Annotated in this window: 27 protein-coding genes and 1 riboswitch; of the genes, 15 read left to right on the top strand and 12 right to left on the bottom strand. The window is 38.1% G+C overall.

The genetic code is table 11. The features are described from left to right. Positions 1-18: 18 nt before the first annotated feature. A complete protein-coding gene (locus tag EWM59_RS22720; RefSeq protein WP_130023548.1) occupies positions 19-501 on the bottom strand; it encodes a TonB-dependent receptor in 483 nt (160 codons plus the stop codon). An 88-nt stretch (positions 502-589) separates the two neighbouring features. Continuing rightward, positions 590-787: riboswitch (cobalamin riboswitch) on the bottom strand. Positions 788-931: 144 nt separating this feature from the next. On the opposite strand from EWM59_RS22720, the gene EWM59_RS22715 reads away from it, so the two are divergent. From EWM59_RS22715 to EWM59_RS22700, 4 genes are read left to right on the top strand one after another with little or no spacing between them, the layout of a single operon-like run. Beyond that, a complete protein-coding gene (locus EWM59_RS22715; RefSeq protein WP_130023547.1) occupies positions 932-1,468 on the top strand; it encodes a 5' nucleotidase, NT5C type in 537 nt (178 codons plus the stop codon). A 23-nt stretch (positions 1,469-1,491) separates the two neighbouring features. Next, positions 1,492-2,637, top strand: coding sequence for a M28 family metallopeptidase (locus tag EWM59_RS22710; protein ID WP_130023546.1), 1,146 nt, complete (start codon positions 1,492-1,494; stop codon positions 2,635-2,637). A 13-nt stretch (positions 2,638-2,650) separates the two neighbouring features. Next, the gene (locus EWM59_RS22705) at positions 2,651-3,298 is read left to right on the top strand and encodes a lysoplasmalogenase (protein ID WP_130023545.1); all 648 of its coding nucleotides are present in this window, start codon (positions 2,651-2,653) and stop codon (positions 3,296-3,298) included. A gap of 57 nt (positions 3,299-3,355) precedes the next feature. Next, positions 3,356-4,210, top strand: coding sequence for a DUF4846 domain-containing protein (locus tag EWM59_RS22700; protein ID WP_130023544.1), 855 nt, complete (start codon positions 3,356-3,358; stop codon positions 4,208-4,210). 90 nt (positions 4,211-4,300) lie between these two features. Here the strand turns inward: EWM59_RS22700 and EWM59_RS22695 are convergent, their stop codons facing one another. The 5 genes from EWM59_RS22695 to EWM59_RS22675 all read right to left on the bottom strand — a co-directional run bounded on the left by EWM59_RS22695 (position 4,301) and on the right by EWM59_RS22675 (position 7,460). Then, positions 4,301-4,747 carry a nuclear transport factor 2 family protein gene (locus tag EWM59_RS22695; protein WP_130023543.1) on the bottom strand — a complete coding sequence of 149 codons (447 nt, stop codon included), beginning with the start codon at positions 4,745-4,747 and terminating at the stop codon, positions 4,301-4,303. A gap of 19 nt (positions 4,748-4,766) precedes the next feature. Then, entirely contained in the window at positions 4,767-5,360 is a 594-nt protein-coding gene (locus EWM59_RS22690; RefSeq protein WP_130023542.1) for a DinB family protein, read from the bottom strand. A 171-nt stretch (positions 5,361-5,531) separates the two neighbouring features. Then, on the bottom strand, positions 5,532-6,356 hold the full coding sequence (locus EWM59_RS22685; protein ID WP_130023541.1) for a DUF6597 domain-containing transcriptional factor: 825 nt from the start codon (positions 6,354-6,356) through the stop codon (positions 5,532-5,534). 77 nt (positions 6,357-6,433) lie between these two features. Continuing rightward, positions 6,434-6,883 (bottom strand): DUF2721 domain-containing protein, encoded by a 450-nt coding sequence (locus EWM59_RS22680; protein ID WP_130023540.1) that lies wholly within the window; start codon positions 6,881-6,883, stop codon positions 6,434-6,436. Between the two features lie 139 nt (positions 6,884-7,022). Then, a complete protein-coding gene (locus tag EWM59_RS22675; protein WP_130023539.1) occupies positions 7,023-7,460 on the bottom strand; it encodes a CBS domain-containing protein in 438 nt (145 codons plus the stop codon). Between the two features lie 182 nt (positions 7,461-7,642). Here EWM59_RS22675 and rplU point away from each other — a divergent pair, with 182 nt between their 5' ends. The 3 genes from rplU to EWM59_RS22660 all read left to right on the top strand — a co-directional run bounded on the left by rplU (position 7,643) and on the right by EWM59_RS22660 (position 9,014). Next, positions 7,643-7,954, top strand: coding sequence for a 50S ribosomal protein L21 (gene rplU, locus EWM59_RS22670; RefSeq protein ID WP_130023538.1), 312 nt, complete (start codon positions 7,643-7,645; stop codon positions 7,952-7,954). A 68-nt stretch (positions 7,955-8,022) separates the two neighbouring features. After that, on the top strand, positions 8,023-8,280 hold the full coding sequence (gene rpmA, locus EWM59_RS22665; RefSeq protein ID WP_130023537.1) for a 50S ribosomal protein L27: 258 nt from the start codon (positions 8,023-8,025) through the stop codon (positions 8,278-8,280). A 122-nt stretch (positions 8,281-8,402) separates the two neighbouring features. Then, positions 8,403-9,014: a NifU family protein gene (locus EWM59_RS22660; protein ID WP_130023536.1), complete on the top strand. Its 612-nt coding sequence runs from the start codon at positions 8,403-8,405 to the stop codon at positions 9,012-9,014. Positions 9,015-9,069: 55 nt separating this feature from the next. Here EWM59_RS22660 and EWM59_RS22655 read toward each other — a convergent pair whose 3' ends face one another. The 3 genes from EWM59_RS22655 to EWM59_RS22645 all read right to left on the bottom strand — a co-directional run bounded on the left by EWM59_RS22655 (position 9,070) and on the right by EWM59_RS22645 (position 13,864). Next, a complete protein-coding gene (locus EWM59_RS22655) occupies positions 9,070-11,757 on the bottom strand; it encodes an MGH1-like glycoside hydrolase domain-containing protein (RefSeq protein WP_130023535.1) in 2,688 nt (895 codons plus the stop codon). Positions 11,758-11,808: 51 nt separating this feature from the next. Then, entirely contained in the window at positions 11,809-12,615 is an 807-nt protein-coding gene (locus EWM59_RS22650) for an SDR family oxidoreductase (protein ID WP_130023534.1), read from the bottom strand. Between the two features lie 325 nt (positions 12,616-12,940). Continuing rightward, the gene (locus tag EWM59_RS22645; protein ID WP_130023533.1) at positions 12,941-13,864 is read right to left on the bottom strand and encodes a Ppx/GppA phosphatase family protein; all 924 of its coding nucleotides are present in this window, start codon (positions 13,862-13,864) and stop codon (positions 12,941-12,943) included. A gap of 151 nt (positions 13,865-14,015) precedes the next feature. Here EWM59_RS22645 and rpsU point away from each other — a divergent pair, with 151 nt between their 5' ends. The 3 genes from rpsU (at position 14,016) to EWM59_RS22630 (ending at position 16,205) form a co-directional block, all read left to right on the top strand. Beyond that, positions 14,016-14,210 carry a 30S ribosomal protein S21 gene (gene rpsU / locus EWM59_RS22640; protein ID WP_130023557.1) on the top strand — a complete coding sequence of 65 codons (195 nt, stop codon included), beginning with the start codon at positions 14,016-14,018 and terminating at the stop codon, positions 14,208-14,210. Positions 14,211-14,322: 112 nt separating this feature from the next. Beyond that, complete coding sequence (locus EWM59_RS22635) at positions 14,323-15,216, top strand: phage lytic cycle repressor MrpR family protein (RefSeq protein WP_130023532.1); 894 nt, start codon at positions 14,323-14,325, stop codon at positions 15,214-15,216. Positions 15,217-15,281: 65 nt separating this feature from the next. After that, positions 15,282-16,205: a bile acid:sodium symporter family protein gene (locus tag EWM59_RS22630; RefSeq protein WP_130023531.1), complete on the top strand. Its 924-nt coding sequence runs from the start codon at positions 15,282-15,284 to the stop codon at positions 16,203-16,205. A gap of 64 nt (positions 16,206-16,269) precedes the next feature. On the opposite strand, the gene rfbB is transcribed toward EWM59_RS22630, so the two are convergent. Together rfbB and galE are read right to left on the bottom strand one after the other, a co-directional pair. After that, a complete protein-coding gene (gene rfbB, locus EWM59_RS22625) occupies positions 16,270-17,334 on the bottom strand; it encodes a dTDP-glucose 4,6-dehydratase (RefSeq protein WP_130023530.1) in 1,065 nt (354 codons plus the stop codon). A 232-nt stretch (positions 17,335-17,566) separates the two neighbouring features. Beyond that, on the bottom strand, positions 17,567-18,586 hold the full coding sequence (galE, locus tag EWM59_RS22620) for a UDP-glucose 4-epimerase GalE (RefSeq protein WP_130023529.1): 1,020 nt from the start codon (positions 18,584-18,586) through the stop codon (positions 17,567-17,569). A gap of 183 nt (positions 18,587-18,769) precedes the next feature. On the opposite strand from galE, the gene EWM59_RS22615 reads away from it, so the two are divergent. After that, positions 18,770-19,606: a transglutaminase-like domain-containing protein gene (locus EWM59_RS22615; RefSeq protein WP_130023528.1), complete on the top strand. Its 837-nt coding sequence runs from the start codon at positions 18,770-18,772 to the stop codon at positions 19,604-19,606. 15 nt (positions 19,607-19,621) lie between these two features. On the opposite strand, the gene EWM59_RS22610 is transcribed toward EWM59_RS22615, so the two are convergent. Next, the gene (locus EWM59_RS22610; protein WP_130023527.1) at positions 19,622-20,254 is read right to left on the bottom strand and encodes a 4'-phosphopantetheinyl transferase family protein; all 633 of its coding nucleotides are present in this window, start codon (positions 20,252-20,254) and stop codon (positions 19,622-19,624) included. A 144-nt stretch (positions 20,255-20,398) separates the two neighbouring features. Between EWM59_RS22610 and EWM59_RS22605 the strand changes: the two genes are divergently transcribed. The 4 genes from EWM59_RS22605 to EWM59_RS22590 form a co-directional block, all read left to right on the top strand. After that, positions 20,399-20,869: an SRPBCC domain-containing protein gene (locus tag EWM59_RS22605; RefSeq protein WP_130023526.1), complete on the top strand. Its 471-nt coding sequence runs from the start codon at positions 20,399-20,401 to the stop codon at positions 20,867-20,869. A gap of 355 nt (positions 20,870-21,224) precedes the next feature. Further along, on the top strand, positions 21,225-24,302 hold the full coding sequence (locus tag EWM59_RS22600) for a SusC/RagA family TonB-linked outer membrane protein (RefSeq protein ID WP_130023525.1): 3,078 nt from the start codon (positions 21,225-21,227) through the stop codon (positions 24,300-24,302). A 64-nt stretch (positions 24,303-24,366) separates the two neighbouring features. Then, complete coding sequence (locus EWM59_RS22595; protein WP_130023524.1) at positions 24,367-25,728, top strand: RagB/SusD family nutrient uptake outer membrane protein; 1,362 nt, start codon at positions 24,367-24,369, stop codon at positions 25,726-25,728. 189 nt (positions 25,729-25,917) lie between these two features. Next, a partial coding sequence (locus EWM59_RS22590; protein ID WP_165372271.1) for a transposase occupies positions 25,918-26,828 on the top strand: 911 nt, incomplete at its 3' end.

Raw genomic sequence — 26,828 nt, 5'->3', positions numbered from 1 at the left:
CTACCCTTTGCCCTGCACTTACTCGTATTTTTTTTTCCAGATTGGCTTTGAATCTAATAAGATACTCCCTCCTACGGCATCAGAACCTATGACACAGGAAGAAGACCCATATTGAATAGCCAATAAGTCGAAACCTGCGGTCGGAAGCGTTGAGAAATCGCTCTGCCCCGTGCTGGGCGAATTGATATTAATTCCATTCCAGAGAACAGCTGTGTGATTGCTTGAAGTTCCCCTTAACCCGATAGTTGTCAACTGTCCGCTCCCATAAGGACGGAAATTGACAGGTGCCAGAAAAGACAGGAAATCGGCCAGCGTCTGGAACTTCGCCTGTTGCAACGAAGCCGAATCAAGGCGCTGAATTTTGAGTCCGGCCATAAACCTTGTGGGTGCAAAACTCTTGACCGAAACTTCATCAAGCATTTGGGTTGAATCTGTTTGGGCAAAGACATAACCGGACGACAGTAGAAACCACGCTATGACTAAAGGCCAACCTTTCGCCAAAAAGCATTTAGTAGAAATGCTCAAATACTGAATGAATAAAAATGATTGATAATCTGTCGCTCGTTTGCTTTCATCCGCCGTAAAGCACAAACAAGGATAGTCCTGGGCAGGTCTCCTGACTCGTTTCAACATTTCCGGCCTTCCCGAAAATCAGTGGCCATGTAGAAGAAATGTATGAATGAAACTTACAGTTGCGGGGACAGCTCCCGATTTGAACGGGATTCCCTTTTAAGCCTTGAAATGGTCACTGAAAACCATATAAGGCACCTAAAACTGTTGCAAAGGTAAGAAGTGATTTTTAAAAGAACAGATTTTTTTATAAAAATAGTAGTTTGCAGTGTTTCTGTAATAATTATTAAAACAGATGCGATTAGTTTTCTAATCTTGTAAAATCTATGTTTATATTCGCACAAACAAATTTATAATACTCATGACCAAAAAGAGAATTGCCATTGATATGGACGACGTAATGGCGGCTACCGGACGAAAAATTCTTAAAACTTATAACCATATTAACAGCACAGCTTTTACCGAGCAACATTTTGAGAACAAATCGTATTTTGAAATATTCGACGAAAAGAACTATCATAAAATCAGAGAAGAAGTATTTAAACCCGGATTTTTCAGAGATGTAGAAGTAATGGCAGATGCCATAGAAGTAGTGAAAAAATTACATGAAATATATGAGGTATTTATTGTTTCTGCAGCAACTGAGTTCCCCAACTCACTCAAAGATAAAATGGATTGGTTGGAAGAACATTTCCCGTTTATCTCGTGGAGAAACGTGGTACTTTGTGGAGATAAAAGTATTGTGGCGGCTGATTATATGATTGACGACCACGAAAAAAACCTCAAGACTTTCAAAGGAAAAACCCTGATGTTCAGTGCCATTCATAACCAAATGGTGAATGGTTACCAAAGATTCAAATCATGGAAAGAGATTGAAGTGTTTTTTGATAATGAGTAAACCTAACCACTAAGCCTACACCTATGACACCCAAACAAATTGTAGAAAAACTGGCATCTTTTCCGAACAGAGGTGTAGCTACAGCTCACGAAATTCCTGTGCTTGAGTACCTAACCAGTTTGTTTGCGGAACAGGAAGTAACCAGAGAGTCGTTCAGAACACCTAAAACGTATATTTCTATCGTTTGGTGGCTCATTGGTGGTATAGTTGTAGGTTTATTGGCTCTTAACTTCTCTCCTATTGCCGGGCTTTTTCTGACCCTCATTTTTGTAACAATGGCTATGCTCTACTTTAATTGGTATGCTTCGCCTGTTACTGGTTTTCCACCATTGGTTACTACTTATAATCTGATTGTCAAGACTAAAAGCAAAGAAACACCCAAGCCCAAAAAGCTGATTCTGATGGCGCACTGGGATACCGCCCCTATTTCAGTACTTTATCGCCCTGAAATGGTTGGCAATTTCAGACAATCATTAAAAATAAGTTTGTTTCTGATGATACTTGCACAGTTTGTAGCTATTTCACAGTTTCTTCTTCCCAATACTTTCATCTTATTATTAGGCAATATTTTAGCCTTTTATTTTCTGTTACAGGGTATAGTAGGTACTATTGATTATTTTCGTTTAGGCTACTCAAACGGTGCTTCTGATAATGCAACAGGAGCAGCAGCAGCCATTGCCACGGCTCAAAAACTCTGGGGCAGAAACCTTGAGAACCTCGAAGTTGAATTGGTATTAACAGGTGCCGAAGAAGTGGGCATGATTGGCTCAAGAGCCTATATGAAAAAACATTATACCGAGTTCAATAAAGAAACTTATCTAATTAATTTTGATACTTTAGGCAATGGTAACCTGAAAATTATTACACAAACAGGCAGTTGGTCGAATATTGTTTATGATAATAAACTGACACAGATAGCCCGGCAATCGGTTTCTGAACTACCCACACTAAAAGAAGTAACCACCGGAGCCTGGCACACAGCAGATTTCGACTCAGTCTGGTTTCAGCGGGCAGGCATTCCTGCAGTAACATTGGCGGCATTGGATAGCAAGGGCCGGATGCCAAATATTCATCGCCCTACCGATATTCTTTCAAACGTAGATTTCGTACCTATGGAAAAGGCTATTATATTAGCAGAGAAAATCGGAGAACAACTCAACCAAACTTAACCTTCCTCACCCTATGAACCGTAACCAGACTTTTATTTTCTTTACGCTTTCCCTCATAAATATTATTTCGGGTATTATCGAAAACGAATGGCTTGGCTATCTTACAAAACCTCTCCTGATGATTACATTAGGATTTTTTTATTTCCAGCATATCCAAGCAACTCTCAATAAAAGAGACAAGATTGTACTGTTAGCCTTGTTTTTTTCTTGTCTGGGCGATACATTTCTGATGTTTCAAAAACAAAATCAGTTGTATTTTTTATTGGGCTTAGGAGCATTTCTGTTAGCCCAGGTTTGTTATGTTATATTATTTCAGCAAGAGGGTAAATCGTTGTACTTTCGTTGGCTACCCTTTGTTTCGTATTCATGCCTATTACTTTTTTTCCTGTTCAACAAGTTACCCGGCGATTTTAAAATTCCGATTATCATCTATTCAATAGTGATTACGCTGATGGGAATCAGAGCCAGCGAAAGAAAAGTAAATGATAAAAGTTATCAATTGGTGCTGATTGGTGCCATCTTGTTTATACTCTCCGATTCGCTTATTGCACTTAGTAAATTTGTGGTCAATATTCCTCTATCAGGACTCTGGATTATGGCTACTTACGTAGTAGCACAATACCTTATTATTCAGGGTTTATTAGTTAGCCGTCGTACATAAAACATATAACTAAAGTTTTCGTTATACAAACAAAAGCTATTTTAAATCACCTGTTCAATGAAAACTTTAGTTAAATCAGGCTATATTACCTTGTTATTATCTGCCTTTATCTATTGCACGCAATTAGTTAATTACCCCACATATACCCATCATAATTCGCTGATTAACGAAAATGGCACAAACATTCTATCCAGATTCGATGTACCTAAAGGGTTCAAAAGAAAGCCTGTTCAACAGTCGTCTTTTTCTTATTATTTACAGAATCTCCCACTGAAAGCCGCAGGCGCGAAAGTGAAATATTATGATGGGAGCATCAAATACAAAGATGTGTACGAAGCGGTAGTAGATATAGACATTGATAACAAGAATCTGCAACAGTGTGCCGATGCGATTATCCGTTTACGGGCTGAATACTTTTATGCACAGAAAGCCTACGAAAAAATTGCCTTCAACCTCACAAACGGCTTTTATGTACCTTATACCGAGTGGATGAAAGGCAACAGAGTAATGGTAAAAGGAAACCAGACTTACTGGCAGAAATCTGCTACCCCCTCAAATACTTATAAAGATTTCAGAAAGTACCTGAACTTTGTTTTTGCTTATGCGGGAACGCTTTCGCTTGAAAAAACACTTTATCCTAAAGACTTCAGCAATATAGCTATTGGAGATGTATTTATTATGGGTGGTTCACCGGGTCATGCTGTTATTGTAGTTGATGCTGCCGAAAACGCCAAAGGGGAGAGAGTATTCTTACTGGCGCAAAGCTATATGCCTGCACAGGAAATTCAGATTCTGAAAAACCCAAACGATAAATCATCAAGCCCCTGGTATTCGGCTAATACTATAGATGAGGTAATTACTCCTGAATGGGCATTTAAAACCAGTCATTTAAAATCCTGGGAAAGTAAGTAAGAACTCTATTACGTCATCAAAATAAAATAAGTAGCCATTATTCTGGTTTGTTTCAGATAATGGCTACTTAATAAACGAAGTTTTGAAATCTTATTCTACGCCTAATTGTTGTGCAAAACTGGCATGATTCCAGTCAATAGAAAGCGATGTGGCTTTATCATCTTCATTAAATTCAAAAACAAAAATATGGTCGCTTTCAAATCTTAATCCTTTACTTGGTATGCCTGCAAATTCTTTTGTTTGCGTACCAAAAATTGTAACATAACAGGTAACTTTGTCTCCGGCCACATCAAAAGTATCAATTGTATTATCAAGGTCGGGGAATGCATCTATTAAAGCACTCCATAATCCTCTTCCTAATTCATTAATTTTACCTTTTCCATTTTCACCTAATGGCTTAAAATCAATGGTAGCATCAGCCGTGAATAAGCCTACCATACGGTCGATATCAAGGTCCTGATAGGCAGAAAAAAATTCAACACAAGTTCCTTTACGGGTAAGGTCTGTGGTTGTTTCGATTTGTTCAATAGTTTTCATAAGAATATCTGATAAAAATTTATAATGCCGGATAATTGGGATGATTTTTTACTTTTTTAATTTGTTTGATATGACGAGAGACATGCCCCCACTGAACAATAAATAGCTGATGTACATTTCGGTATGCGCCACCACCAACTGGTTCAAAATGCACTTTAAAATCTGCTTGCGTGGTTTCTACAAAACTAATAGTCTGTTCTCTGATTTTAAGAAAAGCCGTAAGATTGTCTTTGCCTTGCATAGCACCTGTCGGACGGGCATAGTCAGGCGCATTATGTACTTTATCTTCCATAATAAAGTCGATATACCAGCTATCAGGTTTTGAGGAGGCATTCAGTTCAGGTGTTGGTTTGCTTCGCAAAGCAATATTGGTTTCACGGGCAAAAATGCGTTCCCATAAGCCTAAATGCTCTACTATTTCGCCAATTGTCCATCGTTCAGGCGATTCTCTGAAATTCCATTGTTCCATACTCAGGTTTGCCGTTTCTTTAACCAGACTATCCCTTGTTTTTTTCAGATTGGCAATCAGTTCCTGTCTATCATTCTCTGTCCATAATTTTTCCTGCGCACTGGCAGATACTGTAATTAATAAAAAAAAGATTAGCTTTTTCATAACATAAAATAAGATTTATCTACTAAAATAATTTGTTAAAATGCTTCTTCAGACTAAGAAAATGAAAATTATTTCATTACTTATGCCCTAAAAGCAAGACAAAATTCGATAAACGCTTATGGAATATATTGTAAAAATGCGACATCTTTCGGCAGACGCATAAGTTTGGGGTTATCGTTGCAGATAATTACTTAACTCAACATTGTTTTTCAAGTAGAAAGAAGGAGATTTACCAGTGAAAGCCGTAAATTCTTTAATGAAATGTGATTGGTCATAATAACCCATCTGAAAAATCAAATCGTGCCAGTCTGAAATTTGCCATTGTTTTTTAGCCATTACTGAGCACAGATGACTGATTCGGCGTATCCGGGCATAGTATTTTGGACTTATTCCCACCTTTTGTAAAAACTGTCGCTCTAATTGCCTGCGGCACACGTAGAGTTCTTCCATCATTTTTGAAATATTAATAATCCCATTCTGTTCCACAATCAGATTTGCGGCAAAATCAGTCTGATTCAATGGATTTTTACAACTCATGAGCTTCATAAGCAGAAATTTTTCAATGATATCTATTCTTTCCTGATGGCTATGCGCTTCCATGATTCTTTCCTGAACAGGTACAACTTCTTTACCTACTACATCTCTCAAATCTAACCTTTCGTCATTGAGTTCATACATCTGAATCCCAAATAATACATTGACTGCGGTTGGACGAAAAACGATGCCAATCATCCCTATTCTACCCGTCAATAAAAGCTTGTATGCTTTTGTAGCCTGACCTGAAATAAAGGTTCTGGGTGCTGAAACAAAATCTGAGCTATTAAATGTAGAGGAAGTTTTATAGAAATCGCCATAATTAAATACCATCGAAACAAAACCAGTGGGTGGTGATTCAATAGTAAGTGGTTGCCCCATAAGCCCATTGTTCTCCCAGATGTAATAACATTCTACGAGTTTTTGCAATGGCAACGAAGGGACAATTTTTCTATAAAGCATTTAAAAAAAAATAACTTAATAAAAGTAAGCATAAAGCCTCTTATTAAGTCATTTTTTTGAAAAATTCTATTGATTGGTCACTCTTTGTGCGAAGTATGTTCTTTCTTACGTCTCCTATGAGAAGCCGGAGAAATTAATTCTGCAATATCGCTGAGCTCCAGTTCCAGTGCATTCATAGAGAGTGTTATTTCCCGTACAGATAAGGTAAGGGCTACTATCTGTAAGGTTAAAGCACCGCCAAAAAACCATTTGGCGGCCAGTTCTTTCTGCAAAAATATCAATAACATACACACCGCACTCAGTAATAAGCTCGAAATGGCAATGATTTGTATATTTCTTACAATTCTGATGCGACGTTTCAAGCCTATAATCTGTGCAATAATATTTTCTTTTTCTTCTTCGGTTTTGTATTTCACGTGTAAGTCCCGAATCAAGCTTGCCAGTGCCAGAAACCGATTGGTAAAAGCAATCATCAGTAATGAAACTGTAGAAAAAAGAAGTGCCGGAGTACTAATAGTAAGTTCCATTATATGAAGAAGCGAAGCCTTGGGCTTCGCTTATACTTATTAAATCTATTAAAAATAAATGCCATAAAGTTAATTCATCACCATTGATCGGTATAATCAAATCACTAAATCACACAATCGCTAATTCAATAAATTCTTATTAGGCATAACTGCCCGAAATATAGCTTTCCAGTGAGGCAATCTGTGACTTTTGCTCATTAATAATGGTGCTTACTACGTCGTTGATAGAAATAATACCTACCAGTTCTTTTCCGTCCATTACAGGTAAGTGTCTGATATGCTTATCTGACATAATCTGCATGGCATCTTCCAGCTTATCTTCCAGGTCAATGGTAATCACCTTAGAGGTCATTACATCTTTAACCAATGTTTCATCAGAGTGTAGTCCTTTCAGCACAATCTTACGTGCATAGTCTCTTTCAGAGAAAATACCCGAAAGTTTTTCATTATCTATCACTAACACTGCTCCAATGTTTTTATCTGCCATTTCTACCAGGGCATCATATACAGTTGTATCAGATGAAACCGAGAAAAGGGCATTTATTTTCTTTTTTTGCAATATCTGACGAATTTTCATAGGTTCTGCTATTTATAGATGATTAAACGAACACAATTTTATAAAAAAAAACATAGAATCCAACAGTTTGAAAAACAAAATTATATTATTAACTTTGCACCCCGAATCAGCAATTCCCTTCTATGGAAATTGCTAAGAAGGTATAGAAAATAATATTCATTGTAAATTTATCTTTTCAAAAAATGTACGCAATCGTAGAAATCGCAGGTCAGCAATTTAAAGTTGAAAAGGGTCGTACGCTTTATACCCATAGGTTAGAAGGCGAAGCGAACGCTGAACTTGTACTCGACAAGGTTCTTCTTGTTGATAACGGCGGAGTTATTTCAGTAGGTGCTCCAACCGTAGAAGGTGCTTCAGTAAAAGCAACTATTATCGAACACCTTAAAGGCGAAAAAGTAATCGTTTTCAAGAAAAAACGCCGTAAAGGATACGTTAAGAAAAACGGTCACCGTCAGTATTTGACTAAAATTCAAATCGACGAAATCGCAGCGTAAGACATTTGGCTGAGTATTCAGCTGCAAAATTATTTCATTGCAATTCAAAATTAAAAAAGAATAAGGTCATGGCACACAAAAAAGGTGTAGGTTCGTCGAAAAACGGTCGCGAATCAGAAAGTAAACGGTTAGGCGTTAAATTGTTTGGCGGCCAAACAGCTATCGCCGGAAACATCATTGTTCGTCAACGTGGTACCAGACATAATCCGGGTATCAATGTAGGTGTTGGTAGAGACCATACACTTTTCGCATTAGCTGACGGTATTGTAGAATTTAAAAAAGGACGTGACGGAAAATCTTTCGTTAACGTGGTTGCAGAAGCATAAGCCTCTGTAAAGACTTTTGAGAACCTGCCCCAAAGGCAGGTTTTTTTATGCCCTGCCAAACTTATTCTGACATATTAATGTTCTGAAACAGACACTATTCATTTAATATATTTTTTATTGTCATGCTTCAACGCCAAACAATGATTTATACCGAGCTAAGTCCTAATCCGAATTCAATGAAATTCGTATTGAATTTTGAATTAGCTCCAGAAGGCCTATCGTTCGATTATCCTACAATCGCTTCTACAGCAGAAGAAGGCAAAGCATCACCATTGGCTGCCGATTTGTTCCAGTTTCCGTTTGTCAGAAGAATTTTCATCGCTTCCAATTTCATTACGTTATCGAAAGAAGAAGAAACCGAATGGGAAGATGTGGTATATGATGTAAAGAAATTTTTAAAGATATATTTCGAGCAGAATCATCCGGTTTTTGCACAAAAAACCATTGATAAAAATACGTTAATTATTGATGCCAATGATTCAGCGGTAGTTGCCAAAATCAAATCAACGCTCGACCAATATGTGCGCCCTGCGGTAGAATCAGATGGTGGTGCTATTAATTTTGCCTCTTTTGATGAAATAACCGGACAAGTAAAGGTATATCTGCAAGGCTCTTGCAGTGGTTGCCCGTCTTCAACGGTTACGCTTCGTGATGGTATCCAACGTTTATTAACAACGATGGTTCCTGAAGTAAAAGAGGTTGTGGCAGAGGGACAGGATTTCCAGTTCAAATAACATTTTAAAATTAACAAGACAAGGACTATGTGTACTCACATTGCCTTGTCTTGTTTTATTTCAGAGGCAACTCTGTCTCTTTCTCCCAAATATCCTCATTAATTAATTCTGCTACTACGGCTGTCCAGCCCGTTTGATGAGAGGCTCCTACCCCACGTGCGGTATCGCCATCAAAGTATTCATAGAATAATAGTAAATCTTTATTATCAGGTCTTTTGTAAAACTCCTGATAAGCGCCATGTACCGGACGATCACCTGCTTCGTTTCGCTGAAAAATTCCTACTATGCGGTTGGCTAACTCTCCTGATACTTCGTTGAGGTTCATCATTTTGCCCGAACCAGTTGGAAACTCTACCTTGAAACTATCACCATAAAACTGATAGTATTTCTTTAAAGACTTAATGATTAAGTAGTTAACAGGCATCCATACAGGCCCTCGCCAGTTAGAATTGCCCCCAAACATACCGGAATCAGACTCTGCCGGCATATAGTTGATACTATAATCAACTTCCTGTACATTTACCGAATAAGGATTTTTTTCATAGTATTTTGATAAAGCACGAATACCTCCTACCGACAAAAACTCATTCTCGTCAAGCATTACTTGCAAAAGTTTTGTGAGCATTGTTCTGTTTACCAAAGAAAGCAAAATATTACCATCTTCAGCCATTTGTTCACTGGGCAAAAATTTATTGGCTTTTGTGCGGTAATCTCTGATATAAGAAATACGTTTTTTGAAATCAGGTAAATCAGCCATTTTCTTCTGGTCGATAATTGATACTGCAAACAAGGCACTTAAACCTACGATGGAGCGCACTTTCATAGGAGTAATCTTTCCGCCCTGGGTATAAAGCAAGTCATAAAAGAAACTTTCTTCCGTATCCCATAAGCCTTTATTCAAAGATTCGGCAATCAGTACAAAATGCTCGTAAAATTTTGTGGCTACATCTTCAAAACCGGGGTCGTGTCGGGCAATTTCCAAAGCAATATCCATCATGTTCAGTGCATACATGGCCATCCATGCGGTAGCGTCTACCTGCTCTAAATGCGAGTTTAAGGGAAGATTATCTCTGTCAATGACCCCAATATTATCTAAGCCTAAAAAACCTCCGGTAAAGATATTATTCCCGTTTTCGTCTTCACGGTTTGCCCACCACGTAAAGTTGATAAGCAATTTCTGAAATATCCGTTTCAAGAAATTAAGATCTTCTTTGCCATGCAAGGTCTTTTCGATACGATAGATTGATAAAGCCGACCACGCATGCACAGGTGGGTTGACATCGGAGAAATTCCATTCATAGGCAGGTATCTGCCCATTAGGACTCATGAACCACTCTCTTGTAATTAAGATAAGCTGATTTTTGGCAAAAGTAGGGTCAAGCATAGCCATCGGCAGGCAATGAAAAGCTAAATCCCAGGCAGCATACCAGGGATACTCCCAGGTATCGGACATTGACATCACATCCTGATTTTTCAGATGTGTCCATTCGGCATTTCTTCCTAAAAACCGCTCGTCAGGTGGCGCAATCTGATTCGGGTCTCCTTCAAGCCAGCGTTCTATATCATAATGATAATACTGCTTGCTCCATAAGAGTCCGGCAAAGACTTGTCGCTGTATATTTTTTAAATCGCTTGTTCTGGAGCCTTGCAGTTCCTTATCAGCCGATTGGGAATCTGATTGATATTTTTCGGACGGCGCATACCTTTGATAAAACTCTTCAGTTTCCTGGCGTCTATCTGAAAATATCTGGCTAAAGCTATGATTAAAAGGGTCAACATTCTCTGTATTGGATAATCGGAGCATTATCTTCTGCGAAGATTTCGGCTCAATACTTAATTCGTAAATCGGGGCAAATTTGGTTCCCTGCTGATTATTCTTTAACAAACGATAGAGTTCTTCATTTCCCTCACAAATAGCTTCATGAAAAGCATCTTTTACAAAAGGACTATGGTTAGTAGCTCCAAAAATCCGCTCTATGTTTGTTTCATTTTCAGTAAATAAACTTGCTTTTGCTGACTGAAAATAGAAGAAATAATCTTCCAGAAACTCATGGCTGGCCCGCACACAACCATCACCTTGGGCCTGTATCAATGGCTTTTGTGTCAAATCTCCATAAGCCCATCTGTTTCGGAACCATAACGTCGGTAAAACCCAAATAGTTGCATTTGTATCGCCTCTGTTCCAGACCTCTATCTGAATACAAACATCTTCTGCATTGTTTTTGGCATATTCTACAAAAACATCAAAGTATCTGTTATTGTCGAAAACTCCTGTATCCAGTAACTCATATTCATGCTGTTTTCTGGTTCGGCTCCGGTTTTCTTCTATCAATTTTTCATACGGGAATGCTTCCTGCGGATATTGATAGAGAAACTTCATGTAAGCATGTGTCGGAACATTATCTAAATAGTAATATAGTTCTTTTACATCCTCGCCATGATTGCCTTCGCTGTTGGTTAGTCCAAAAAGTCTTTCTTTCAAAATAGGGTCTTTACCATTCCAGAGAGCTAAAGCAAAGCAAAGGTTCTGGCGTGCATCAGATATACCTCCCAGTCCATCTTCTCCCCAGCGATACACTCTCGAACGAGCATGGTCATGCGGGAAATAGCTCCAAGCATCGCCGTTGGCACTATAATCTTCCCTTACAGTCGCCCATTGTCTTTCTGACAAATAAGGTCCCCATTTTTCTAATGGTACCTCCTTAAGGGCATTTGTATTAAGCCTTTCTTGTTCAGGATTCATGGGAAATTTGTCAGAGTTCAGTCAGTAGATTTAGTAGCTTGATTTGGACAATTATCCCCCGGTGGCAAAGCCTTCAAACACTGTCATGCCTCCATCAATAAAAGTACTTGTTCCGGTAATATAATCTGAATCGTCTGATGCTAAGAAAACTGCTAATTTACCAATATCGCTTGGCTGTCCGATACGGTTATAAGGTATCAGACTCATCAGACTATTCAAAGCCTGCGGGGTTTCCCATGCCGCTCGGTTGATGGGCGTCTGAATTGCACCCGGACAAATGCTGTTTACACGTATTTTTCTATCCCCGTATTCCTGCGCTAAACTTTGCATCAGCATTTTGATTGCCCCTTTAGAGGAAGCATAATTTACATGCCCTGCCCACGGAATGAGTTCATGTACAGAACTCACACAAATAATTTTCCCGGTAGCCAGCGAGCGTTCCGGTACGGGGCCACGGCGGAGAAATTCCCGGATAGCTTCTCGGGCACAAAGAAACTGCCCTGTCAGGTTAATATCTATGACCATTTGCCATTGCTCCAGGGTCATTTCATCAAATTTGGCGTCTTTCTGCAAGCCTGCATTATTGACTAAAATATCAATCGTACCAAACTCTTCAAACATCTGTTTAAACATAGCCTGCACTGCCTCTTCTTTGCTTACATCAACTTGTATGGCAATGGCATTGCTACCAAAAGCCTTGATTTTTTCTACTACTATATTGGCAGCATCAGCATTAGAATTATAATTGACTACTACATTGGCACCTGCTTCGCCTAAGGCTAAAGCCACGCCTTCGCCAATCCCTGAACTTGCTCCGGTAACCAGAGCCGACTGCCCTGCTAATTTCTTTTCTGCCATGATGGATTTTCTCTTTGGATATTGTGTTTATGAAATGTCTGAACTAAGATACTATTATAACCTTAACCAAAATGAAGGCTATGTTGTTGAGACAAAATAAGAGCAGAGAAATAAAAAGAATATTGAAGGTAAATTAAAGGGTAGTTAAATTATTTGTGGCGCGAACTTCCAGTTCGCAGCTAAATTATGTACTTTTTGGTTATTGAAACTAATTCAGAATAACATTTTGTAGTTTTAAATGATAACGCGAACTGGAAGTTTGCGCCACAATTTAAATACATGACTACAATAAATTCGCTGATATGATAGATAATTTAATCACCTATCAAAAATTATTATCAGCCAATATCTTCGCCAGAATCCCTTCCTTTAAAGAGTAATTAGATACCCTGACATGCTTAATTTCAAAAGTTTGAATAATGTATTTAATGAGACAAACGGCTACTACTACCATATCAACTCTTAACTCAATCATGCCCGGAATTGCCATTCTTTCTTCGTGATTTTTGAATAGTAGTTCGTCGTAGGCTCTATAAAATTCCGGTAGTGAATATTCAAAACTCACCTGCTCTACTGGTGGTAATTCACCTTTTTCTTTCATAAAATACATATCTATCAGGGTATCAAAAGACCCTGACGAGCCAATAAGGGTTTGCGGGGCATATTGATGACAGGCATTGGCTAAAGGGAGCAGTTTTTCACGGAAATAATCATCCATCTGTTGGACTGAACGCATCGAAATAGGGTCGCTTTTCATGAATCTATCCATTAATCGCTGCCCGCCTATTTCAAAACTCTGCTTCCAGAAAATCTTGTCATGATTGCAGATAATAAACTCTACACTTCCGCCTCCAATATCCATTATCATAGATGTTTCGTTGATGTGAAGCGCTTCTTTTATGCCATAATAAATCAATTCTGCTTCTTTATCGCCAGAAATTTCCTGTATGGATATGCCTGTTTCTTGCGCCACTATTTGTATAAATTCATCTTTATTTCCGGCATTTCTGATAGCACTGGTGCCAATAGCAAAAACATTCTTTACTTCTACCTGATGCGTATTGATTACTTCTCTGAAATGTTTTAACACGTTTAAGGCTCTCTGAATCCCTTCTTCTGAAATAATTCCCTGGCTGATACCCCCTTTACCGATTTTAGCCGGAATAGATTCTTTATATAGCGTTTGCTTGTTTTCAACAATTAATAAATGGAAAGTATTAGTACCTAAATCAATAATGGCGATTTTCATGAAGAAGTATTTAAATGATGCGCAAAACTACACTATTTCGGAAAATACAAATGCGACCTTTGATTTAATTTCCTGAAAATCAAGAAACTATTTGAAAAATAAATTAATTCTTCCTAATTTTGCAACCCCAAACAAAAGGAGGTGTATTAATATGTTAGTAGTAAATGTAAAAGAAAACGAATCTATTGATAAAGCGTTAAAACGTTTTAAGAAGAAATTTGAAAAAACGGGTGTATTGCGTCAGTTACGTAAACGTCAGGCGTTTGAAAAACCTTCAGTAGCTCGTCGTAACGAAATTATCCATGCTCGTTACGTTGGTCAGTTGAGAAGCAACGAAGACATTTAGTCAATTAGCAGTCAACACAGAACAAGAAAGTTCGATTGTTAATTGTATTTTGATATATTTTAAACCATATTAGCAGTTCTATTTGCAGCAAAGTAAATAGTTAATTGTTAATATGGTTTCTTATTTTCTACAGCATATACAATTCGAAAAACGGCTCAGTCATCATACGCTCACGGCTTATGAAGGCGATATGAAGCAGTTTTCTCTCTACCTCGAATTTCAGTATGAGTTAAAAGAACCTGAAAAGGCTGATTCCCAGATGATACGGTCGTGGATTGCCAGTATGGCTGAAGAAAAAATGGATAACCGCAGTATCAATCGTAAAATTGCTACCCTTCGCAGTTACTATAATTTTCTGCTTCGCCGCAAGGCTATTGCTTCAGACCCTATGCTTAAAGTAAAAGCCCTGAAAACAGACCGTAGTTTACCCAGATATGTAGAAGAAAAACCCATGCAAACCATGCTCGATGAGGTAGAGTTCTCATCCGATTTTACGGGTTTACGTGATAAATTGGTTTTGGAATTACTCTATGGTACGGGCATGCGTTTGGCCGAATTAATAAACTTAAAAATAGGCGATATTAATTTATATAATAATACCCTGACTGTATTAGGAAAAAGAAATAAGCATCGGGTAATACCTATCAACAAAAGTTTAGTAGAGGCCATTAATACCTATCTGAAACATCGGGAAGAAGTGCTTTTGGAAAATCCTGAAAATAAAGACAACCACTACCTGATTCTGACAGATAATGGTACACAGGCATATCCGATGTTTATTCAGCGCCTGGTGAAAAGATATTTATCATTGGTTACGTCTCTCGAACAACGAAGCCCTCATGTATTAAGACATACTTTTGCTACGCACTTACTGAACCGTGGTGCAGACCTAAATGCCATCAAGGACTTATTAGGGCATACAAGCCTGGCGGCCACACAGGTATATACCCATAATACCATTGAAAAACTGAAAAAAGTATTTCAGCAGGCACATCCTAAAGCCTGATGAAACTTTACTAATGCCCATACCACACAAATCCTGAAAATTCAACCTAAAACTCTGTCTGTTTCATGAGAAACTACATTTACACATTCTGCCTGATAGCAGCGGCTTCTATTGCGTATTTCTTCCCACAGTATTTTATCGAAATCAATGGTTTTCAGTTAAAAGAATTAATTATTCCGCTTTTGCAGATTATTATGTTCGGCATGGGTACAACCATTACTTTTGAAGATTTTTTAGGGGTTATTAAAATGCCAAAAGCGGTTATTGTTGGTCTGGTTTGTCAGTTTACCATTATGCCATTTTTAGGCTTTGCCATTGCCAATACGTTTGATTTCCCGGCCGAAATCGCAGCAGGCGTTATTTTAGTAGGCTGTTCGCCCAGTGGCCTGGCATCGAATGTTATTTCATACATATCTAAGGCCAATGTAGCCTTATCTATTACTATTACTTCTATAGCTACTATTCTGGCTCCTTTGCTTACGCCTTTTCTGATGAAACTATTGGGTGGACAGTTTATTGCCATTGACTTCTGGCCTATGGTAATAGACATTTGCAAAATGATTATTGTACCCATAATTATAGGTTTTTTAATCAATAAAATTCTGAAAGACCGCAATGCGTGGCTACAGAAAATATTACCTCTTATTTCTATGGGTGGTATTCTTGTTATCATTCTGATAATTACCGCTGCCGGGCAAAAATCTTTGCAAACCGTTGGTTTAGCCTTAGTATTTGCAACTATTCTGCACAATGTAGGTGGTTTTATTATTGGTTACTGGGGTGCAAGGTTATTCCGATTACAAGAACAGGATTGCCGCACAGTGGCTATTGAAGTAGGATTGCAAAATGCAGGCTTGGCTTCTGGATTAGCAAAGGCAATGGGTAAATTAGCCACAGTTGGTATAGCTCCTGCTTTATTCGGGCCTATTATGAATATCAACGGCTCACTATTAGCCAGTTACTGGAGTAAAAAAGCAGTCGATAAATGAGAGGCTCTTAAACACGAAAAGCACGAGGCAACCCGTGCTTTTCGTGTAAGTATATTACAGAATATTATCTGTTTGTGTACATACTTTCGTAGTAATTCAAGTAATCGCCACTGGTAACATTCTTCAACCAGTTTGTATTGGCCAGATACCAATCTACGGTGCTTGCCAGACCTTCTTCAAACTGTAAAGATGGTTCCCATCCTAATTCTTTCATTAACTTATTGGCATCAATGGCATATCTTAAATCATGGCCTGCACGGTCTTGTACATAAGTAATTAACTTAACTGATGTGCCTTCAGGTCGGCCTAATTTTTCGTCCATGATTTTGCACAGTAAATGAACCAGATCAATGTTCTTCCATTCATTAAAACCTCCGATATTATAGGTTTCTCCATTTACTCCATTATGATAAATCACATCTATGGCACGTGCATGGTCTTTCACAAAAAGCCAGTCTCTCACATTCTCACCTTTGCCATATACAGGTAAAGGGAAGTTATGAATGATGTTATTAATCATGAGAGGAATCAGTTTTTCAGGAAAATGATTCGGGCCATAATTATTTGAGCAGTTAGATACCACAACAGGCAGTTTATAGGTATTGTGATAGGCTCTTACAAAGTGGTCTGAGGAAGCTTTTGATGCCGAATAAGGTGAACGGGGGTCATAGCTGGTTGTTTCTAAAAAGAACTCTTCGGGGTCATGCAATTCGCCATATACTTCATCAGTTGATACATGATAGAAACGTTTACCCTCAAAACCACTTGCCTTCCAGGCATCACGGGCAGCATTCAGCAAATTTACGGTACCAATCACGTTTGTCATGACAAACGACATCGGGTCAGTAATAGACCTATCTACATGCGATTCAGCAGCCAGGTGAATAACCCCATCAAAATTATATTTCTGAAATAAAGCCGTTATAAAATCAGCATCTACTATATCCCCTTTCTCAAAAATATAATTAGGAAAATCTTGTATATCTTTCAGGTTTTCAAGATTACCCGCATAAGTCAGTTTATCAAGATTAACAATCTGATAATCGGGATACTTAGTAACAAAAAGACGAACAACATGAGAACCAATAAAACCTGCTCCGCCTGTTATTAAAATGTGTTTTGATTGCATTTGTATTGTTTTCTATTTTTAAATAAGTCAAACGTTTACACAAATCGTCGGGCTATATCCCGACTTAGAGCATGTTTAAAAATTATCGTTCGACCTACAAAGGCAGCTTTTTCAGCTATACTGCGTTGCATTTTTTCGATGTAGCTGCCGGCTACATCTGCAAAATGCGCCTTGTTTAGCTAAAAAATCTGCTCTTTTCGGTCAGAACAATAAAATTTAAACATACTCCTACTTATTTTTTGTTTTTAGCTATTTTCTTTTCCCATCTCCAGGCATCTCTTACACTGTCTTCCAGTGTTTTTTCTGTTTTCCAGCCCATTACTTTCTCCGATTTCTCTACACTTCCATAGATTTTCTCTACGTCTCCCGGGCGACGCGGACCTATTTCATAATTCAGTTTCAGCTTATTTACTTTCTCAAATGCTTTGATAATTTCTAAAACTGTATTGCCTTTACCGGTACCCACATTAAATACATTGTAGTAATTATCCTGCTGAGTAGCGAGCAATTTTAATGCCGAAACATGGGCTTTAGCCAAATCTACCACATGAATAAAATCCCTTACGTTAGTACCGTCAGAAGTGTTATAATCGTTCCCAAATACGGTTAGTTTTTGTCTGATTCCGATAGCGGTCTGTGTAATAAAAGGCACCAGATTGCTTGGCACACCTCTTGGCAACTCACCTATATTGGCAGACGGATGAGCCCCGATAGGGTTAAAATAGCGTAAGGCAATAATTTTTAGCGGATTTCCGGCTGTAATGGTATCACGCAGAATATCTTCACATATCGTTTTAGTATTGCCGTATGGCGATGCCGCAGGTTTACGAGGTGTATCTTCTGTTACAGGAATTTCGTCGGGTTGGCCATAAACCGTACAAGAAGAAGAGAAAACAAGGTTTTTGATACCTAATTTCAGCATTACTTCTAACACTTTCAGGGTAGAGCCAATATTATTTTCATAATATTTTAAAGGTTTTTCTACCGACTCTCCTACTGCTTTATACGCAGCAAAATGTATTACGCCCTCAATATTCTCTTTTTTGCAGATTTGTTCTAATGCCTTTACATCATTACAATCTTTCTCGTAATACTTCACGGGTCTTTTCAGAATTCTTCTCAGCCCTTTTAGTACAGTTTTTTCAGAGTTATTAAAATTATCAATAATTACAGGTTCATAACCCGCATTAGTGAGTTCGACTACTGTATGTGAGCCAATGAATCCGGCACCTCCTGTTACTAAAATTTTCATACGATAAAAATAGGCTGATTAGTGTGAAAAAAAGTTTTTTACCAAAATTGTTTGTTTTTTTAACAAAAGTATGAATTTAGAGGTGTAATTAGAAAAATTTGAGCTTTGAAGTTTTATTTTGTTAGTGAAAGGTCATGTAGCTTGCTGACAATCAACTATTTATGAATCAGAATGGGGATAGCTATGAAAGAATCGGAAATAAAAGCATTGGTAACACTACTCGACGACGACGACATTGAGGTAGTGCAACACGTAGAGAGGCAATTGCGAACGATAGGTGGGTCTGTTATTCCATTATTAGAAGACCACTGGCAGGAGAACGGATTAAATCCGGTATTACAAAAGAAAATAGAAGACTTAATTCACGACTTACAATATGGTTTGCTAACAACCCGCTTGCTGGAATGGAAAAAGGGAGGATTTCAGGACCTTTTGGAGGGGATGTGGATAGTAGCCACTTATCAGTACCCCGATTTAAGTCTGGAAAAGTTGCGGCAGAGTATTAACGATATTTATTTTGATGTATGGTTGGAGTTCAGAGACGATTTGCACCCGCATGATCAGGTAAGAATATTGAATCAGGTATTTTTTGAAAAATATAAGTTTTTATCAAACACTAAAAACTTCCATTCACCTGCCAACTCTATGCTCAATCAGGTATTTGAGCAGAAAAAAGGCAACCCGATTTCGCTTTGTGTGATTTATATGCTTATTGCCCGGCGCTTAGGCATGCCGGTGAGTGGCGTAAATCTGCCAAGCTTATTTGTACTGACTTACAAGAATCCGCAGATACAATTTTATATCAATGTATTTAACCGGGGGCTCATTTTTACCAAAGTAGATATAAGCAATTATATTAAACAAATGCACTTATTGCCACAAGACAGTTTTTATCAGCCTTGTACCAATCTGGATATAGTTTGCCGGGTATTACGTAATCTGATAGTATCGTTTGAGAAAGTATCAGACGTTGAGCGGGTGAGAGAAATTGAGCATATCTTAAAGTTAATGTCAGAATAGTTTCCGAAACCGTTTCTAACAAACTGTAACTAAATAATATTGCGCTATTCTCTCAACAATCAATGTGTATTGTTCATCAATCTCGTTGATTCTGAGCCGTCCATTGATAACCTGCTGGTTTTTTCTGAATGGGCAGATGAGCAGGTTATCAATAAAAATAATCTTTCGCTTACCATAGAGTTTATACAATGCTTCTTTAGCCGACCAGTAAATACAGAGTTTATCTGAATCACTATCGGCATCGTTTCTTTCGGTTTCAGACAAAAACTTATGGGCAATTCTTAAAAGCTTCTCGCTGGGCTGCTCCATATCTACGCCTAATGGCCTGCTTGGGTGCATGACTACTGCTATGTATTCGGCCGTATGCGTCAACGAAAAATGCCAATTAGAACCTACCAGGTAAGGTTTACCATATTCATCTTTTTTAATACCCAGATACCCGATTCCTAATTTATCAACCAGATATTTAATGGTTAATCTGCTACAAAAAAACTCAATCTGCTTTTGAGCATGACGAATATCTGCCAGTTCAGCATCTGTCAGAATTGCAGAAGGTAACATAGCCTGTAGTTCATCATGAGACTCGGTAATATGCCATACTGCTACATGCGCCTGGTTGCTATATTGTTTTTCTATAATAATGGGCATATCTGAAACTACTACTTTTCTATGGTCTTTCTATGTTAATTGATTTGTAAATAAAAGATAATAAACTGAAAACCTGCGTTTGATTCAGAATATTTTTTATATTTGTCTGAATCACATACATAACCTAATCACTGGCTGTTTTCCATGAATTCTGCACAAAAACCTGTTGTTGAGTCTGTTCCGGCAATTGTTACTACCCATATTATTCCTGTATCAAAAGAATTATTGTTTGAAGCCTATACAAATCCTGAAATTTTAGCCCAATGGTGGGGGCCAAAAGGGTTTACCAATACCTTTCACAGTTTCGATTTAAGACCTGATGGCTTATGGAGTTTTACCATGTATGGCCCTGACAGCAAGGCATATAAAAACAAAATTATATTTAAAGAAATTGTTTCTTTCGAAAAAATAGTCTTTCACCACGACAGTGGCCCTGACTACTGGGGTGTGGTTACTTTTACAGCTACTGATACTCCTAATCATACTCAATTAACTTACGCTATGACCATAAGTGCCTCTCATGTTTACCAAAAACTGAAAGATTTTATTATTGGAGCAAACGAAGAAAATTTTGACAGATTAGAAGAAACTTTGGATAAATTAACAAAAAATTAAAAATTGTTTGGCTAATCGACAGCACCTTATTTTATTTTCACGTCTTTGGTCTGTATGATTTGCTTTTTGATAGCCATTTTACTGGCTTATATCTAAAATTTGAATCAATCATTTTTATAAAACTAAACAATACTATATTCATTTTATTCAAAACTAAACAGGCTAATATTTTTATTTATCTACCATTTATTTAGTTTTTCGACGTCTCTATTATGTGTCATTTTTGAATTATTACAAGTTTGTCTTGTATAAAAAGCGTATTATTAACATTTTTCACTCTTATATGTGAGGTAATTGTCTTTTTTTCATTTATTTTTAATTTCTTTAATTAATCCTATAACAAACTAGAATGCGAATGAACAAACTTTTACGGGTTTCATTAGGTTGTCTATTCCTCTTTATTTCTTTCTGGGGAAATGCACAAGATGTTGATGTAACGGGGAAAGTTACCTCAACAGAAGATGGTAGTCCACTACCAGGAGTTTCAATTACAGTAAAAGGTACAACAAGGGGTACAACCACCAATGTGGACGGAAGCTACAGAATTGCTGTTCCTAACAATGCGGTGCTTCAGGCAAGTTTTATCGGCTTTACTTCTTTAGAGCAAACGGTAAACAATCGTAGCATCGTAGATTTTACCCTTGTTCCTGCTACGCAAACCTTGAATGAAGTGGTTGTTACCGGTTATGGTTCTCAAATCAAACGTGACCTGACAGGTAATATCGTTAAAATCAAAGGTAGCGATGTAGCAGATATGCCTGTTACTACTTTTGAGCAGAGTATTCAGGGTAAAGCTGCCGGTGTACAAATTAACCAGGGTACTGGTAAATTAGCACAAGGTATTCAGATACGTGTACGCGGGCAATCATCGGTATCAGCTTCTAACGAACCATTATATGTGATTGATGGTATTCCGATGACACAAGGCGACCTTTCAGTGGCCGGAGGTGCTACCAACCCTACGGTAGACATTAACCCACAGGATATTGAGTCTATCGAGATTCTGAAAGATGCTTCTGCCGGAGCTATCTATGGTGCTCGTGCTGCCAATGGGGTAATTCTGATTACTACCAAAAAAGGTAAAGCAGGTAAGACTAATGTTACTTTCGGTGTACAATATGGTAAAAGCAAAGCAACCAATGTATTGCAGTTTTTGAATACCGAGCAATATATTAATTTTTATCGTCAGGCAGCAGCCAACTCTGATGCGATTGAAGGTTACGATGTAAATGACCCTGATTCGTATTCTCAATACATGGAGAGTTTCTTCGTAACACAAAGTTTAGGAACTTTAGGTACTGCCAATCAGGCCAATACTAACTGGTCAAAACTGGCTTATCAGGATGCGCCTTCACAACAATATGATTTAAGTGTAAGTGGTGGTTCGGAAAAAACGACTATTTTCATGTCAGGTCAGTTTTTAGATCAGACCGGTATTCTGGCAGGTAATGCTTTCAATCGTTTGGCTGGTCGTCTGAACCTTAGCCATAAAGTTACTGACAAACTAACCGTGGGTATGAATATGGGTATTACACGTTCATTCAATCAACGTGTATCGGGCGACCGTCAGTTTGATAACCCTCAACAGTTAGTGGCACTTCCGCCAATGACTCCGGCAACTGACCCTGAAACAGGATTACCTGTAGGTATGCCTCCGGGTGATATTTCAATTCCGATTTATTATAATGCCTTAATCAACTTAGGGAATGCTTACTATAATACAAATGTACACCGTAATATTGGTAACGCATTTGGTGAATATAGATTCTTCAAAGGCTTAAAATTCCGTACTGAGGTAGCCATAGATTTATTGAACCAACAGGAAGAACAATATTATAACAGCAAAACACAACGTAACTTTAGTGCTCCGCAAGGGTATGGTTATAACCGTTTTGTGAGAGTAGAAAACTACAATACCAACAATTATTTTGTATATGACAATGTAATTGGTGTACACGCATTTGATGCCACAGCAGGTATGTCGTTCCAGAACTCCCTGTCAAAATCTAATGTAGCTGAAGGTAGAGATTTTCCTTCAGATGCTTACCGTATGATTGCCAGTGCGGCTCGTAAAACTGACGCAAGTTCGGCAGAAACCAATTATAATTTCCTTTCTTACTTTGCACGTATCAACTACAAATTTAATGAAAGATACTTGCTTGGTTTGAGTGCACGTACCGATGCTTCTTCACGTTTCGGTAAAGACAATCGTTATGGTTTCTTCCCTGCGGTATCTGCGGGCTGGATTCTGACTGAAGAAAACTTCCTGAAAAATGTTGAAGCCATCAGCTTCCTGAAATTGCGTGCAAGCTGGGGTAAAACCGGTAATGCCGAAATCGCTAACTTCGGTCACTTAGGTTTGTTTGCGGGTGGTGCCGGTTATGGTACTTTGCCGGGACAAGCTCCTGCTCAATTGGCGAACCCTGATTTAAGTTGGGAAACTACACAACAAATTGATGTTGGTTTAGACTTCGGATTCCTGAAAAACCGTATCAATGGTGAGATTGATTACTACGAAAAAAATACTTCAGGTTTGTTGTTGAATGTAAACGTACCGGGTACTACTGGTTTCGCTACACAGTTGAAAAACGTTGGTTCATTGTATAACAAAGGATTTGAATTTGTATTAAACACAGATAACCTTGTTGGACAATTCAAATGGAAAACCAGCTTGAATGCCTCAACCAACACTAATAAAATTACTAACCTTCAAGGACAAGTAATTGAAGGTGGGTTAAACAACATGAGCCGTGCCGTAGAAGGCCAGCCATTAGGTGTATTCTATACAGTAGAGTATGCTGGTGTTGACCCTGCCAATGGTGATGCTTTATTCTATAAAAATACACCAAATGCTGATGGTTCATTGAGCAGAGAAACAACCAACGTTTACAGCCAGGCACAACGTGCTATTGTAGGTAGTGCGCTTCCTAAATGGATTGGTGGTGTTACCAATACTTTCAGCTATAAAGGTATTGAGTTGAGTGTATTCTTCAATGGCGTATTCGGTAATAAACTAAATTTCTATGGCGTAGGTCGTTACTCGTCGGCTAATGGCCGTTTTGAAGATAACCAGACAGTAAACCAATTAGATGCCTGGACTCCTCAGAATACAAATACAAGAGTACCACAAGCACGTTTATTCTATAACAATGGTGCTCAGCCATCAAGTCGTTTCATTGAAGATGGTTCATTCGTTCGTCTGCGTAACGTAACATTGGCCTATAATCTACCAAAATCGCTTCTTAACAAAGCTAAAATAAGTAATGTAAGATTATATATAACCGGACAAAACTTATTGACCTTTACCAAATATTCAGGTTGGGATCCGGAAGTTAATGCCGATGATGTGGTTTCAAATATTGCTTTAGGTTACGACTTCTATACTACACCACAAGCACAAACAATTATGGGTGGTTTAAATATTAGTTTCTAATTTCTATTTCGTTATAAAATAGAAAGCAGTATTCTTTTTTAATTATTTAAAGCAATCAGACAAAATGAATAAAAATATAAAAAATTGGTTATTTATTGGCGCAACTGTTGCATTTATGACAAGTTGTGACAGCCAGTTGAACGTTTTACCAACAGCTTCCATTGATGAGTCAGAAGCCCTTTCCAATTCGCAGGCAGTTGAAGTAACCCTTACCGGTGCTTATGATGCACTTAGCAGTACTAACCTTTATGGTGGAGCTATCCAGTATTCAGGTGATTTGTTGGGTGATGAATCAGAAGTGAGATTTGCCGGAACATTTACAACATTAGATGAAATGTGGCGCAAAACTTTTACTACCACAAACGGCCAGACTCAGGCAACCTGGTTAGCAGGTTACAATACGATTAACATTGCTAACAACGTATTATCTGCCCTTGATAAAGTTGATGCAGCGAAGAAAAATACGGTAGAAGGCGAGGCACGTTTTATCCGTGGTTTAGTGTATTTCGATTTAGTAAGACTATGGGCTAAGGCCTGGGGTGATGGAGATGCCAACGCAAACTTGGGCATACCTTTAGTTACTACTCCTACCCGTGGCGTAACTGATGCTGATTTTCGTCCAAGAGCAACTGTGGCGGCTATTTATGCACAGGTAATAGAAGACCTAACTAAAGCAGAAACTCTTTTACCTAATGTTCCGGCTTATAATGTTGACGAACAATTTGGTTTTGCGTCTAAAGGTGCGGCACAGGCTATTTTAGCGAGAGTATATTTACAACAAAGTAACTATGCGGCTGCCCGTGATGCTGCCAACAGAGTAATTCAAGGGGCGCAGTTCTCATTAGAAGATTCGTTTGATGCCGTTTTTTCTGATGCAACTAACGATGGAGAAATTATATTTCAGATTACGGTTTCTGACCAGGATGGCGCCAACAATATGAATTTATACTATGCTCCTTCTACTTATCAGGGTCGTGGTGATATTCGTGTACAAACCAAACACCTTAATCTGTATCCGGCAGATGACCCAAGAGGTATCTTTTTCGTAAGAGCTTCGGGTAATACTTTTACAGCTAAATTCTTAGACCAATTTGGCGATGTACCAGTGGTTCGTTTAGCTGAAATGTACCTTATACGTGCAGAAGCTAACTTGCGCTTAGGTACTACTACAGGTGCTACTCCTTTGGCTGATGTGAACTTAATCAGAAACAGAGCAGGTGCTACTCCTTTAGCAACTGTTACAATCAATGATGTGTTAGCAGAGCGTAAGTTTGAATTAGCATTTGAAGGTCAACAGATTCATGATGCCAAACGTATCAAGAAAAATGTAGGTACTTTGCCTTTCAGTGATAATAAATTAGTTATTCCGATTCCACAACGTGAGATTGACACCAACAAATCTCTTATTCAGAATCCGGGATATTAATTCTTAGCTGTTTTATTCATAAAAAATGGGGTATTGCCAACGCAATACCCCGTTTTTTTAGGCTTTCCTTTTATAGGGTAATTATTTGACTATCAATATTTTAGAAAATAAATAAACCCCGAATATGCACAGATTTGGCATATATCGGGGTTTTTCGTATTTTGTGTCTGCGAAAACAATAAAATACGGATGCAATTTACTCTAATCGACTTGGATTCTCCAAATTTTTCCCGATTGTATATTTTCAAGAATAAGACAGAATTGGGAGCTATTTACCAAACTATTGATTGGCCCGCTCTGGTTAAGCTATTACCTCAAAAAAGAACGAAAGTAGGTTCTCCCTCACTATTACCTGCACAAGGCTATTTTGGTTTGATGTTTCTAAAGCATTATCTAAAATTAAGTGATGAAAAATTGTTGGAGAGGTTGAACACTGACTGGGCAATACAGATGTTTTGTGGCGTTCAACTGAAAGATTATCAAATGATTCGAGATAATGCTTTTGTGTCTAATGTACGAACCTATCTGGCAAAACATATTGATTTGGGTGTTTTTCAACAAACTCTGATTAGCCAATGGAAACAAGAGATACCTGATAAGCAGGTAGTATCGATGGACGCTTCATGCTATGAGGTCTACATTCGCTTTCCCACAGATGTAAAGTTGCTTTGGGAGTCGTGTCAGTGGTTGTGGGAGAAACAAATTCCTTCACTTTGTAGCACTTATCGAATCAAGTTACCGCGTTCAAAGTTTAAAGAACAGAAGATTAAGTATGTCGCTTACAGTAAATTGCGGAAGAAAAGCCATCGGAAAACTAGAAGTAGGCAAAATGCTTTATTGAAGCTATTGTACAAAGCAATAGAAGCATATCAATTACTGCTCAATCAAACCCAGGCGAAAGGATTAAGCATTGCAGAGGCAGAAACCTTTAAAACCATTAAGTTGGTTTATCAGCAACAAAGGCAGAGATATTTACACCATCAAGCCAAAATACCAAATCGAATAGTAAGTTTATATAAGCCCTATATCAGACCCATTGTTAGGGGGAAAGAAAATAAACCTGTTGAGTTTGGAATGAAAGTCCATAAGTTACAAGTGGG

The sequence above is a fragment of the Emticicia agri genome, assembly GCF_004168285.1.
In the GTDB taxonomy this organism is placed as follows: Bacteria; Bacteroidota; Bacteroidia; order Cytophagales; family Spirosomataceae; genus Emticicia; species Emticicia agri.
Note: the sequence above shows the minus strand (reverse complement) of the source record. Positions and strands in the feature narration are given on the sequence as shown.

Coding starts and splice junctions, on each gene's coding strand:
- EWM59_RS22715 (WP_130023547.1), top strand. CDS start 932: ATGACCAAAAAGAGAATTGCCATTGATATGGACGACGTAATGGCGGCT.
- EWM59_RS22710 (WP_130023546.1), top strand. CDS start 1,492: ATGACACCCAAACAAATTGTAGAAAAACTGGCATCTTTTCCGAACAGA.
- EWM59_RS22705 (WP_130023545.1), top strand. CDS start 2,651: ATGAACCGTAACCAGACTTTTATTTTCTTTACGCTTTCCCTCATAAAT.
- EWM59_RS22700 (WP_130023544.1), top strand. CDS start 3,356: ATGAAAACTTTAGTTAAATCAGGCTATATTACCTTGTTATTATCTGCC.
- EWM59_RS22695 (WP_130023543.1), bottom strand. CDS start 4,747: ATGAAAACTATTGAACAAATCGAAACAACCACAGACCTTACCCGTAAA.
- EWM59_RS22690 (WP_130023542.1), bottom strand. CDS start 5,360: ATGAAAAAGCTAATCTTTTTTTTATTAATTACAGTATCTGCCAGTGCG.
- EWM59_RS22685 (WP_130023541.1), bottom strand. CDS start 6,356: ATGCTTTATAGAAAAATTGTCCCTTCGTTGCCATTGCAAAAACTCGTA.
- EWM59_RS22680 (WP_130023540.1), bottom strand. CDS start 6,883: ATGGAACTTACTATTAGTACTCCGGCACTTCTTTTTTCTACAGTTTCA.
- EWM59_RS22675 (WP_130023539.1), bottom strand. CDS start 7,460: ATGAAAATTCGTCAGATATTGCAAAAAAAGAAAATAAATGCCCTTTTC.
- rplU (WP_130023538.1), top strand. CDS start 7,643: ATGTACGCAATCGTAGAAATCGCAGGTCAGCAATTTAAAGTTGAAAAG.
- rpmA (WP_130023537.1), top strand. CDS start 8,023: ATGGCACACAAAAAAGGTGTAGGTTCGTCGAAAAACGGTCGCGAATCA.
- EWM59_RS22660 (WP_130023536.1), top strand. CDS start 8,403: ATGCTTCAACGCCAAACAATGATTTATACCGAGCTAAGTCCTAATCCG.
- EWM59_RS22655 (WP_130023535.1), bottom strand. CDS start 11,757: ATGAATCCTGAACAAGAAAGGCTTAATACAAATGCCCTTAAGGAGGTA.
- EWM59_RS22650 (WP_130023534.1), bottom strand. CDS start 12,615: ATGGCAGAAAAGAAATTAGCAGGGCAGTCGGCTCTGGTTACCGGAGCA.
- EWM59_RS22645 (WP_130023533.1), bottom strand. CDS start 13,864: ATGAAAATCGCCATTATTGATTTAGGTACTAATACTTTCCATTTATTA.
- rpsU (WP_130023557.1), top strand. CDS start 14,016: ATGTTAGTAGTAAATGTAAAAGAAAACGAATCTATTGATAAAGCGTTA.
- EWM59_RS22635 (WP_130023532.1), top strand. CDS start 14,323: ATGGTTTCTTATTTTCTACAGCATATACAATTCGAAAAACGGCTCAGT.
- EWM59_RS22630 (WP_130023531.1), top strand. CDS start 15,282: ATGAGAAACTACATTTACACATTCTGCCTGATAGCAGCGGCTTCTATT.
- rfbB (WP_130023530.1), bottom strand. CDS start 17,334: ATGCAATCAAAACACATTTTAATAACAGGCGGAGCAGGTTTTATTGGT.
- galE (WP_130023529.1), bottom strand. CDS start 18,586: ATGAAAATTTTAGTAACAGGAGGTGCCGGATTCATTGGCTCACATACA.
- EWM59_RS22615 (WP_130023528.1), top strand. CDS start 18,770: ATGAAAGAATCGGAAATAAAAGCATTGGTAACACTACTCGACGACGAC.
- EWM59_RS22610 (WP_130023527.1), bottom strand. CDS start 20,254: ATGCCCATTATTATAGAAAAACAATATAGCAACCAGGCGCATGTAGCA.
- EWM59_RS22605 (WP_130023526.1), top strand. CDS start 20,399: ATGAATTCTGCACAAAAACCTGTTGTTGAGTCTGTTCCGGCAATTGTT.
- EWM59_RS22600 (WP_130023525.1), top strand. CDS start 21,225: ATGAACAAACTTTTACGGGTTTCATTAGGTTGTCTATTCCTCTTTATT.
- EWM59_RS22595 (WP_130023524.1), top strand. CDS start 24,367: ATGAATAAAAATATAAAAAATTGGTTATTTATTGGCGCAACTGTTGCA.